Source organism: Buchnera aphidicola (Cinara cf. splendens/pseudotsugae 3390), from assembly GCF_900698845.1.
Classification (GTDB): Bacteria; Pseudomonadota; Gammaproteobacteria; order Enterobacterales; family Enterobacteriaceae; genus Buchnera_F; species Buchnera_F aphidicola_AM.
Genome location: NZ_LR217692.1, coordinates 214,475 through 226,743 on the forward strand (window position 1 = coordinate 214,475; position 12,269 = coordinate 226,743).

Consider the following 12,269-nt stretch of genomic DNA (forward strand, 5'->3'; position numbering starts at 1 on the left):
ACTAATTGAATTTTAATATTTTTAAATTTTTTATAAAAATTATCTTTAATAATTATGTTAATTTTTAAATGTAAAAACTGTTATAAACAATTAACTTGTTAAATTATTAATATAAAATATATTTATTGTATTTATAAAATTTATTAATTAAATAATTATGATATAGTTTATATAATGTTTTTTTAAAGAAAACATATTTTGATGTATGAGCATACGGTCTAACAGACCATATTTTTATATTTAGAAAAATAATATAATCTAAATAAGTATATAATTATATAAGAAAAATACATATTTATTAATATGTTTAACAAAAAAATATTTATATAAATTGGAAATATATATAATAATTTTAATAACATTGAAATTAACCATCTAAATGTTAACCAAACTAAAATTTTGGGAATCATGAGATTGATGTTAAAAAATATGATTTTTACACCATTATGTAACGCATTAGCTATATCTTTTTTTTCAGACATATAGTAAATAAAAGATATGAAGAACATACTATGTAATAACATTTTCAAAATCGTAAAAAAACTAAATTTAATTTCTATTAATGAATATTGCAGACAAAGGATTAAAGAAAACAAAAAAAAAGATTTAAATATATATTTAATTATATAATAAAAATTTTTTATTAAAAATGATGAAATAAATGGTATTACACCAAATATTAATGTTAATAAAAATAAATTACTAATAACTGTACTAATAATTTTCATAAATATTATATAAAAAATTATTTTTTTTTGACTTGTATTCATATTATGTATTATTTGAAACGAAGATATTTTTTTAAAATAATCCATATTATATAAGCAAGATGCTTCATGTACAGTAACATTAAAAAAAAAGTGTATTAATAATTTTATAAGCGAGGTTATAGTAGAAAATATTAATATTTTCGTTATATTTTTATAAAAAAAATGATGTACATCTATCATTATCATATATATATTAAACAAGATATATCCTCCTGATATTAAATAAATAATATATGTCGATATTATAAATAATATAACTATAAAAATATATTTTATTGAAAATTTTTTTATATAAAAAAATTTGTTTTTTAGGTAAAAATATTTTTTGTCTCAGTCTTAAATCTAATCACTTGTTTTTTCATTTTTATTAACATATTTTCAACATCATAAATATTATCTTCTATAATTTTTACTATGCACGAACCACATACAATACCTTGTATACCAGTTTTTAAAATATCTTTAACTTGCATAGGTTTATTGATTCCAAATCCTTGTATAATAGGACAAGATTGATATTTTTTTAATTTTTTAATAGTTTGTACTAATAATCGATTAGAATATATTTTTTGAATACCAGTTACTCCAGGTCTAGACACGAGATACACGTAACCTTGGCTGTTATCAGCTATTTTTTTAACTAAATCAGCATTAGCGTCTGGAGGGCAAGCAAAAACTGATAGTACTTTATACATATTTGCTATTTTTTTAAATAAATAAGATTCTTCTATTGGTACATCTGCAATTAAAACAGAATCAACACCATATGAACTACAACATGAATAAAAATACTTTAATTTATGATATAAAATAAGATTAGCGTATGTTAATATTCCAATTGGAATTGTAGGATATTTACATCGTATATTTTGAATAGCACCAAAAAACTGCTTTACAGTAACATTATTTTTTAAAGCCCTATCATGCGCTTTTTGTATAATAATTCCATCTGATATTGGATCAGAAAATGGTATTCCTAATTCTAATGCATCAGCACCACTTTTAATTAAGATATTAATAAGCTCCAAAGAAACATCCATGGACGGATCTCCCAAAACTACAAAAGGAATAAAACAGTATTCTTTTTTAGAAGATAACTTTTTAAATAAAATTTTATATCGTGATTTCATGTTTATACTTATTTTGATTTATTGATAATATTATCAATAGTTGTAAGATCTTTGTCTCCTCGACCAGACAAATTCACAATTATTGTTTGTTTTTTTGTAGGATTCATATGCATTAATTTCAAAGCATATGCAATAGCATGTGATGACTCTAAAGCTGGAATTATACCTTCTAGTCTAGATAATTTTAAAAAAGCATTAATTGCTTGTTTATCAGTAATAGTTACGTATTTAACTCTTTGTATATTTTTTAACCATGCGTGTTCTGGTCCTATTGAAGGAAAATCTAAACCAGCTGAAATTGACCACGATTTTCTAATTTGTCCGTCATTATTTTGCATGAGATATGATTTCATACCAAAATAGATTCCTTTCTTACCTAAACTTAAAGCAGCTCCATGTTGATGCGTGTGTAATCCTAATCCAGCAGGTTCAACGCCAATTAATTTAACTGATTTATCTTTTAAGAAAGATGAAAATATTCCAATTGCATTAGATCCTCCGCCTACACAAGCAACAATAAAATCAGGGAGAATACTATTCTCTAACAAAATTTGTTTTTTAGTTTCTTGTCCAATTATTTTTTGATATTCTCGTACAATAGTAGGATAAGGGTGTGGACCTGCTACTGTTCCAATCATGTAATGAGTATCAGAATAACTGTTAGACCAATCTCTTAAAGCTGCATTACAAGCGTCTTTTAGAGTTCCTAATCCAGACGATACGGGAATCACTTCCGCTCCTAATAATTTCATTTTAAGAACATTTTGAGATTGTCTAGACATATCTGTAACCCCCATATATATTCGACACTTTAATTGTAATAAAGAACAAGCTATAGCAGAAGCTACTCCGTGTTGACCTGCTCCTGTTTCTGCAATAACGCATTTTTTTTTCATTTTTTTCGCCAACAAAGCTTGCCCTAATACTTGATTAGTTTTATGAGCTCCTCCATGCAATAAATCTTCTCTTTTTAAATAAATTTTAGTGTTTGTATTATTAGTAATATTTGTACATAATGTTAAAGGAGTAGGTCTACCTGCATAAGAACACAGCAAATCATGTAATTTTTTATTGAATTTTTTATTATTTTGTGTTTCAACAAAAATTTTTTCTAATTCATATAAAGCTGGCATTAAAATTTGTGGAACAAACATTCCTCCAAATTTTCCAAAATAGGGATTAAGTATAGTCATAATATTAACTGTTAATTTTTTTTTTAGGTAAATTCTTATTTTTTGAACATAATCGTAACATTGTAAATACTAATTTAATTTTATCAGGATCTTTGATTCCCGGACTTTTTTCTAGACCTGAATTTAAATCTAATCCAAGAAAACCTAATGTAGATGCTAAAAAAATATTTTTCATATTTAAACCTCCAGCTAACATCATATTAGATACATTAAATTTTTTTATTAATTTCCAATCAAAATTTTTTCCTGTACCACCCGTTTTATGATCTAATATATAACGATCAATATCTTCATTTTTATATATACTAGTATTTTTATTTACAGATACTGCTTTCCAAATGCGCACATTTTTAGGTAATAATTTCTTTAAAGTATTAATAAACTTATTGGTTTCTGTTCCATGTAGCTGTACAGCATGTAAATTTAATTTATAAACTTGTTTTAAAATATCTTGGTGTGTTTGATTACAAAAAACACCTACATATTTTAATAAAGTATTTTTTGTAATTTTTACTCCTTCTTGTGTAGTAATGCATCGTTCCGATGAAGGGATAAAAATTAAACCCCCATATACACAACCTACTTGTTCTGCTAATTGAGCATTTTCATAAATTGTTAAACCACAAATTTTATTATCACCGTATATTAATTTACGTACAGAAAATTCTAAGTTAGTTGAATGCATTAAATGTGTTCCAACTAGAAATCCATCAACTAATTTACTAAGTAAGCGAACATCTTTATAGTTGTTAATACCTGATTCACAAATAACAATTTTATTTTGAGGAATCAACGGGGCAAGTTTTTTGGTAGTTTCAAGATTTACAGAAAAATCATTTAAGTTTCTATTATTAATTCCAATTACTGTTGCTTTTAAAAATAAAGCACGTTTTAATTCATTTAAATTATGTACTTCAGTTAATATTCCTAGATTCATACTAATTGCAATTTTAGATAATTGTATATATGTTTCATTATCAAGAATAGATAGCATTAATAATATTGCATCTGCTTGATGATAACGAGCATAATATATTTGGTATGGATCAATAAAAAAATCTTTACATAGTAATGGTTTATCCGTTTGTTCACGTACTTGTAATAAATATTGAAAACTACCATGAAAAAATTTTTTTTCTGTAATCACCGAAATAACATCAGCATATTTATGATAAGTTGATATTATTTCTGAAATATTAAATTTTTCTCTAATAATTCCGTGTAAAGGAGAAGATTTTTTACACTCTAATATAAATGATGGACGATTTTTTTTTAATGTTTTTTCAAAGAAATAGTTTGTTTTCTTAATTTTTCCAGAAAAAGAATTTAAAGGTACACTTTGTTTCTTATGTTGAATCCATTTTTGTGTATATTTTAATATTTTAGAAATTATATTATTTTTCATAATTTTTCTTAAATAAATAATTTTTATAATGTAGATAACTTAGTAACAAAATCATAAACTTGACCAGTATTAATGAAATTAAAAATTTTTAATGTATTTTGTGAAATATTATCATTTCCTAAAGTTTTCATTAATAATGCTACGTTAATTGCAATTGTTTGTGCATACACTGGATTTCCTTTTCCTTGCAATAATTTTACAGTTTCTATATAATTTTCTTGCTCAGTTTTGTTAATAAGATATTTTTTATCACATTTTTCTAAACCAAAATCTCTTGGGTACATTTTATATTTAATGATTTTTTTATTATTTAATTCAACTATATGTGTTTTAGAATAAAGTGTAGCCTCATCCGTTCCTCCGCTATGCACAATAATAGCTCGTTTATATTGCAAATTAGATAATATTTTAGCATATAAAGACATTAATTCTTTTTTATATACCCCAATCAATGCATATTTAGGTTGAGCAGGGTTCAATAAAGGACCTAATATATTAAAGATAGTTCTAGTACATAGTGATTTACGAATATTTGAAATTTTCTCAAAATCATTAAAATAAGAATTAGCCAATAAAAAACAAATATTTTCATTATCTAGACATTTTCTAGATTTTTCAGGTGATAACTTAATATTTATATTTAATTTTTGTAATAAATTTGCAGATCCAAAATTTCCAGAAGAATTTATATTGCATATTTTTGCTATTTTAATACCATAGCATGCTGAGACAAGAGCGCTAACAGTAGATATATTAAAACTATTTTTTTGATCACCTCCTGTACCTACAATATCAGATACGACATAGCTAGGTTTAGGGAATAATTTTACTGATTGCATTAAAAATTTTCTAGCTCCAACAATTTCTTCGTATGTTTCTTTTCTATACGATAGAATCGATAGTATCGAGGATGTTTGCATGTCATTAATATTTTTATGAAAAATATTATAAAATAAAGTATAACTTTCCAATTCATTTAAATATTTTCCATTATATATTTTTTTTAAAATTTTTTTCATTTTTATATACAACCATAAACAATATTAAGTCAACAATAACCAAATATATTAATATTTCTTTATAACTCTATTTTAAAAATTGTTACAAATCATATCTATGTTGTAATATGATATTTTATATTAAATATTTTGTGAAAAAGAGAAAATTTATTATTTAATACATATTATGTTAATTAAAATTTTTTATAAATTATAAATATATTAATTTTAATTAAATTAATTTTTAAATATAGAAATTATATACAATATTTATATTTTCATAAATGAAAATTTTAATAAATACATTAGGATATTAAAATAAATTATGAATTATAATCAAGCAATAAAATATGATTATATTTAAAAAAATACGTAAAAATATATGAAATATTATAAATAAATATTTATGAATATTTTTTGTATAAAAAATTTTTTATTGAACTATTCATGTAATTTACGTGAATAATAGATATAGAACGCATGAACTAAAAAATAAATATATTATACAATAATAATTTTTATTGTATTAACATATTACATGTTATATGAAATATAAATATATTATTTATAAAAAATAATTTATGTATTAAAATGATTATTTAATTTAATAATAACACTCTTTTTTTATAAAAACAAAATATTTATTCTATTAAAAACGTTTTGATAAATAAATATTTTGTAAATATATTCAAAGAAATAATTTATATGTTTAAAAAAGAAGTTGTATAATTATTATTATAATAATTACATTAAATATAAAAAATATTGTATATAAAATTATTAATAGAATTTATTATAATTTATATATATAGGAACTATATTATGAAAGAAAGAATCCAAAAAATATTATCTAATTGTGGTTTAGGATCACGCCGTACTATTGAAAAAAAAATTCATCAGAAATTAATTAAAATAAATGGACAAATCGTTTCTTTAGGACAAAGTTTTTTAAAAAATGAAATTAGATACGTCGTAGTAGATAACAAAAAAATTTTTTTAAAAAAAAATGTAATAAAAGTCATTATTTATAATAAACCCGTTGGTGAAGTTTGTACTAAAAAAGATGAAAAAAAAAGAAATACTGTTTTTGATAAATTACCTAAATTATTATATTCTAAATGGATAAATGTAGGAAGATTAGATATTAATACATCAGGTTTATTGTTATTTACTAATTATGGAGAATTAGCATATAGACTCATGCATCCACGTTATATGATTAAACGAGAATATTTAGTTAAAATTTTTGGAAAAATATCAAAAAAAAAAATTTTAATTTTAAAAAATGGAATTAAAATTGGTTCATCAATTTCAAGATTTTATGAAATTTTTAGTATAAATAATCAAAAAAAAAATAAATGGTTTAAGGTATCTTTACTGCAAGGTAAAAATCGTGAAGTACGTTTACTATGGAATTCAATTGGTATACAAGTTAACAAATTAATTCGAATTAGTTATGGGTCTATACTTTTACCGAGAAATTTACAGAAAGGAAAATTTATAGAACTAAATTCTATTAATATAAAAAATATTTTTAATTCAGTCAATTTATAACGTTTAAAATTTTCATAATTAATAAAAAACAATTTTTAAAAATATTAATTATATATTTAACAAAAATAAATATAACACTATATTAGTAGACATTTATACCTATAGTGCAGACGTACTGTATATTTAATATTTTAAAATAAACACTTTATAAACATGTAATTTTTATTAAATTAGTTATTTATGTTTTTGATAAATTAATTTCTTGATATACTGTGCGTGTTTTTTTTAAAAAATATTTTAAAATATTAGCTTGTCCTATTAATATAACTTGACTTTTGATATAATCATGTCCACCGATAAAATCAGTCATTAACGCTCCTGACTCTCTAATCTGTAATTCTGCAAAATTTATATTTAATAATTTTTCGTTAAATCCAATATAAACGTTAATTTTTCCAGAAGATAAATATGCTAAATCTAAAATGGAACAACCAGAATGTCGAAAAGAAGTTGTTTCTCGGATAAGTTGTTGAATTAACGAAATATACAAATTAGTATTGTATTGATTTTTTTGTCTAAAATAAAAAGCTATAATTTTATCAAAATCATTATCGTACGCACAACATCTAGTACGAAAACCGTTTAATTGAGCACCTTGACCTTTAATAGCTGTAAATAAATCATTTTTAATGGGATCATATATCACTGACATATACATTTGATTTTTTTCTTTTATTAATATTGATAGACAAAAATGTGGAATTTTTTTAATAAAATTCATTGTTCCGCTTAAAGAATTAATCAACCATTGATTATTTTGTATTACAGATGTTTTTTTGGAATATATATCATGAATAGAATGTCGAGGATATGATTGATGTATAATAGAAAAAATTGAAGAAAAAATTCTTTTTCGTATTTTACGAAGATAATAAATTTTATTCAATGAATCTAATTCATTCCTAATATCTTTAGAATCATAATTTTGAGCAACAATTTTTCCACCGACTCGAATAGCTCTGACGGCAATATTTAACATAGGATTCATTTAATAATCTCTCATATATAATATTTTTTGTAAAATAACTATAAATAAATATTTTTTAATATTAAAATTCAGAATCTTTATCTAACCGAATGTTTATTATATACTTGTTTAAATAAATTTAAAAAATTTATTTTTGTTTTTAGGAAAAAATTATATCAATTAATATATTTTGGAAAAATAATGTTTAAAAAAAAATGTTTAGAAAATAAACCAAAAAAAAAAATCAATTTACTAAATTTTAATTTACAAAAAATGATAAATTTCGTATTACAATTAGGAGAAAAAAAATTTCGCGCTATACAAATAATGGAATGGATTTATAAAAAAAATTGTATTAAATTTGAAAACATGAATAATTTAAGTAATTCTTTACAAGAAAAATTAAAAAGAAAATCTATTATTCAACTACCTTACCGTATAAATGAATTAAAATCAACTGATGGTACAATAAAATGGAATTTTTTATTTGATACTGAACTTATTGAAACAATATATATTCCGGAAAAAAAACGTGCTACTTTATGTATTTCATCTCAAGCAGGATGCATGTTAAACTGCAAATTTTGTGCTACAGGTAAACTAGGATATACTCGTAATTTGTTAGTTTCAGAAATTATTGGTCAAATATGGTACGCTATAAATAGAATAAATCAACATGAAAAAAACACTTATATTTTACCTTCAATTAAAAATATTGTTATGATGGGTATGGGAGAACCTTTATTAAATTTAAAAAATATTATTATTGTAATTGATATTATTTTACATAAATATGGTTTTAATTTTTCTAAAAATAAAGTTACTTTATCAACAGCTGGTCTTGTTCCAGCTATAAATAAAATAGCAGGAAAAATAGATGTTTCATTAGCAATTTCATTACACGCATCTAATGATTGTATTCGTAATATGATTATGCCTATAAATAAACGTTATAATATTAAAATGTTATTGTCATCTGTTAAAAATTATTTAGATAAATCAACAGCAAATCGAGGTATAGTGACAATTGAATATGTTATGTTATTGCATATTAATGATTGTAAAAATCACGCAAAAGAATTAGCATGTTTATTAAAAAATATACCTTGTAAAATTAATTTAATTCCTTGGAATTCTATAAAAAATTCTTCTTATAAATGTAGTAGTTATGATAGAATCACTGCATTTTTTGAATATTTAAAAAAAAAAGGTTTTGTTGTTACAATTAGAAAAAATAGAGGATCTGATATCCAGGCTGCATGTGGACAATTAACGGGTACACAGGATTATTTTCGTAAACCAATAAATATCTTTAATTCATAAATTTCATTTTTTATATACCAAATTTTTAAAAATTAAATTTAATTAATAATTTTAATTCAGGAGATTTTATTTTATATGAATAAAAAATATCAATCAGTCAGAGGTATGCACGATATTCTTCCTGTAGAAACTTATTTTATACAAATAATTGAGAAAAAAATAAAAAAAATTTTAAACAGTTATTCATATTTTGAAATTCGCAGCCCAATAATTGAATATACTGAATTATTTGAAAAATCAATTGGTAATAATACTGATATTATTCACAAAGAAATGTATAATTTTAAAGATAAAAAAAAGAAAAAAATATCATTAAGACCAGAAGGTACTATCAGTTGTATTCGAGCTTGTATACAAAATAATGTATTTTACAATTCTAAAATTCAAAAATTGTGGTATTACGGTCCTATGTTTCGTTATGAACGACCGCAAAGAGGACGATTTAGACAATTCCAACAATTTGGGGTTGAATATTTTGGTATAAATAATATTTTTATTGATTATGATATTATAATGTTAACTGTAAATATTTGGAAAAAATTAAATCTATCAAAATATTTAATACTAGAAATAAATTCTCTTGGTACCGTAGAAGATAGAAAAGATTTTTCTTTAGATTTAAAAAAATTTTTTCAAAAATATATATCAAAACTGACTACATATGAAAAAAAATTATTATCCACCAATCCTATTCGTATTTTAGATAGTAAAAATACAAATATAATAAAATTATTAAGATTTGCACCCATGTTACATCATTATATAAGTTCACATTCATATAAACGTTTTAAAAAATTATGCAGTTTATTAACTCAATCTAAAATTAATTATATTATAAATCATCGATTAGTTAGAGGTTTAGATTACTATAACGATACTGTTTTTGAATGGACAGCAAAAAAATTAGGTTCACAAAACGCTGTTTGTGCGGGGGGTCGATACGATAATTTAGTAGAATATTTAGGTGGAATAAAAAATCCAGCTATTGGTTTTGCTATTGGTGTAGATAGAGTAATTATGTTAACAAAATTAATTAATCCAGAGTATTCTGAAAATTTTGTTATTGATATAAATATTATTTTTTTAGAATCTATATATTCAGTATTGTCGATATATATTGCTAATCAATTACACTTCATGTGGCCAAAATTAAAAATTAATACTTCTTTAAAAAAATTTAGAAAAAATAATTATCTAAAAAAATTAAAAAAAACAAAATCAAAGTTTTTATTAATTTTACAATCTAATTTATTGAATGTAAATAAAATTTTAGTTAAGAATATGTGTAAAAAAAAAAGCCAAATAATTCCAATAAATAGAATTTTCCAAAATCCATGTATTTTTATTAATTGATAATGTTATTATATGACATAATATCAAGATACAAAATTATTTAATCAATAAAATATTTTTTACATTTTTTAGATATTAAAAATAATTAATACTTTATTATAAGAAATAAAAATATGATAAATAAAAAACTACAAACAGCAGATAACGAAATCTGGAACTTAATCCAAAAAGAAAAAATAAGACAAGAATCATGCATTAATTTAATTGCATCAGAAAATTATGCAAGTCATTCTATATTAGAAGCTCAAGGTTCTTGTTTAACAAATAAATATGCAGAAGGATATATTGGAAATCGTTTTTATAATGGATGTAATATAATCGATAAAATTGAAAGTATTGCTATTAATAGAGCTAAAAAATTATTTAACGTCGAATATGCTAATGTACAACCTCATTCTGGATCACAAGCCAATTTTGCAATTTTTCAGGCATTACTAAAACCAAGAGATGTGATTTTAGGTATGAATTTAAATCATGGAGGACATTTAACACATGGATCTACTGTAAATTTTTCTGGAAAACTATATAAATCTTATACGTATGGTATTACTTCAAATGGTGAAATAGATTATAAAAATTTTCAATATTTGTCAATGTTACATCGACCTAAAATGATTATTGGTGGATTTTCTGCATATTCAGGAATTTGTGATTGGCAATATATGCGTAAAATTGCTGATAAAATTAATGCATACTTTTTTGTAGATATTTCACACATAGTAGGTTTAATTATAGCTGGATTATATCCTAATCCTATTAAATACGCTCATGTTGTTAGTACTACTACACATAAAATTTTAGGAGGACCGAGAGGAGGATTAATACTTTCAAATAATGGAAATAAAACATTATATTCTAAATTAAATGCTTCTGTTTTTCCCGGTAGTCAGGGTGGACCCTTAATGCATGTTATTGCAGCTAAAGCCGTTTCTTTCAAAGAAGCCTTAAGTTCAGAATTTTTATTGTTACAAAAAAATACAATAATTTTTGCAAAAAAAATGGTCGAAATATTTTTAGAAAAAAAATTTAGAATTATTTCGAGACACACAAAAAACCATTTGTTTTTAGTTGATGTGTCTACTAAAGGAATCACCGGAAAAGAAGCTAGTGATATATTGTCTACTGCTAGAATTATTGTAAATAAAAATACCATACCTAATGATTCTAAAACACCTTTTATTACATCAGGAATTCGTATTGGTACTCCAGCACTTGCTAAACGTAAATTTAAAATTAATGATGTTAGTCAAATTACTTATTGGATATGTGAAATTTTAAATAATCCATATGATTTATCTTATATTCAAAAAATAAAAAAAAGAACAAAAAAACTCTGTAAAAAATATCCTATTTATAATGTATAAAAATTATTTATAATTAATTACTCACATAATCAGTATATGTATTATTAAATTTATATTTTTTATATAAAATTTTAAATATAAAAGTATCTTACATACTATTTTTTTTATTCAATAATTAGTAAAAATATTTTATGTTACATGTATTATGTGTAACATAATTCTTATTAAGATAATAATCTTACATAAAACATATCAACATGAATAATGTTTAA

General features: G+C 22.2%; 10 protein-coding genes. 4 read left to right on the forward strand and 6 right to left on the reverse strand.

Translation table 11 applies throughout. From position 1 onward, the window contains the following. Nucleotides 1-218: 218 nt before the first annotated feature. The 5 genes from BUCISPPS3390_RS02170 to trpD form a co-directional block, all read right to left on the reverse strand. Complete coding sequence (locus BUCISPPS3390_RS02170; protein ID WP_420021831.1) at nucleotides 219-956, reverse strand: YciC family protein; 738 nt, start codon at nucleotides 954-956, stop codon at nucleotides 219-221. Nucleotides 957-1,078: 122 nt separating this feature from the next. Continuing rightward, on the reverse strand, nucleotides 1,079-1,900 hold the full coding sequence (gene trpA, locus BUCISPPS3390_RS00930; protein ID WP_154060789.1) for a tryptophan synthase subunit alpha: 822 nt from the start codon (nucleotides 1,898-1,900) through the stop codon (nucleotides 1,079-1,081). Nucleotides 1,901-1,908: 8 nt separating this feature from the next. Further along, the gene (gene trpB, locus BUCISPPS3390_RS00935) at nucleotides 1,909-3,093 is read right to left on the reverse strand and encodes a tryptophan synthase subunit beta (RefSeq protein WP_154060790.1); all 1,185 of its coding nucleotides are present in this window, start codon (nucleotides 3,091-3,093) and stop codon (nucleotides 1,909-1,911) included. Between the two features lie 4 nt (nucleotides 3,094-3,097). Then, the gene (trpCF, locus tag BUCISPPS3390_RS00940; RefSeq protein ID WP_154060791.1) at nucleotides 3,098-4,498 is read right to left on the reverse strand and encodes a bifunctional indole-3-glycerol-phosphate synthase TrpC/phosphoribosylanthranilate isomerase TrpF; all 1,401 of its coding nucleotides are present in this window, start codon (nucleotides 4,496-4,498) and stop codon (nucleotides 3,098-3,100) included. 23 nt (nucleotides 4,499-4,521) lie between these two features. Beyond that, nucleotides 4,522-5,517 carry an anthranilate phosphoribosyltransferase gene (trpD, locus tag BUCISPPS3390_RS00945; RefSeq protein ID WP_154060792.1) on the reverse strand — a complete coding sequence of 332 codons (996 nt, stop codon included), beginning with the start codon at nucleotides 5,515-5,517 and terminating at the stop codon, nucleotides 4,522-4,524. Nucleotides 5,518-6,318: 801 nt separating this feature from the next. Here trpD and BUCISPPS3390_RS00950 point away from each other — a divergent pair. After that, nucleotides 6,319-7,050, forward strand: a complete 732-nt coding sequence (locus BUCISPPS3390_RS00950) for a pseudouridine synthase (protein ID WP_154060793.1) — start codon at nucleotides 6,319-6,321, stop codon at nucleotides 7,048-7,050. 178 nt (nucleotides 7,051-7,228) lie between these two features. Here the strand turns inward: BUCISPPS3390_RS00950 and BUCISPPS3390_RS00955 are convergent, their stop codons facing one another. Next, nucleotides 7,229-8,038 carry an inositol monophosphatase family protein gene (locus BUCISPPS3390_RS00955; protein ID WP_154060794.1) on the reverse strand — a complete coding sequence of 270 codons (810 nt, stop codon included), beginning with the start codon at nucleotides 8,036-8,038 and terminating at the stop codon, nucleotides 7,229-7,231. 180 nt (nucleotides 8,039-8,218) lie between these two features. Here BUCISPPS3390_RS00955 and rlmN point away from each other — a divergent pair, with 180 nt between their 5' ends. The 3 genes from rlmN to glyA all read left to right on the forward strand — a co-directional run bounded on the left by rlmN (nucleotide 8,219) and on the right by glyA (nucleotide 12,057). After that, a complete protein-coding gene (rlmN, locus tag BUCISPPS3390_RS00960) occupies nucleotides 8,219-9,340 on the forward strand; it encodes a 23S rRNA (adenine(2503)-C(2))-methyltransferase RlmN (RefSeq protein ID WP_154060795.1) in 1,122 nt (373 codons plus the stop codon). A 75-nt stretch (nucleotides 9,341-9,415) separates the two neighbouring features. After that, nucleotides 9,416-10,693 carry a histidine--tRNA ligase gene (gene hisS, locus BUCISPPS3390_RS00965; RefSeq protein WP_154060796.1) on the forward strand — a complete coding sequence of 426 codons (1,278 nt, stop codon included), beginning with the start codon at nucleotides 9,416-9,418 and terminating at the stop codon, nucleotides 10,691-10,693. Between the two features lie 113 nt (nucleotides 10,694-10,806). Continuing rightward, nucleotides 10,807-12,057 carry a serine hydroxymethyltransferase gene (gene glyA / locus BUCISPPS3390_RS00970; protein WP_154060797.1) on the forward strand — a complete coding sequence of 417 codons (1,251 nt, stop codon included), beginning with the start codon at nucleotides 10,807-10,809 and terminating at the stop codon, nucleotides 12,055-12,057. Nucleotides 12,058-12,269 lie beyond the last annotated feature (212 nt).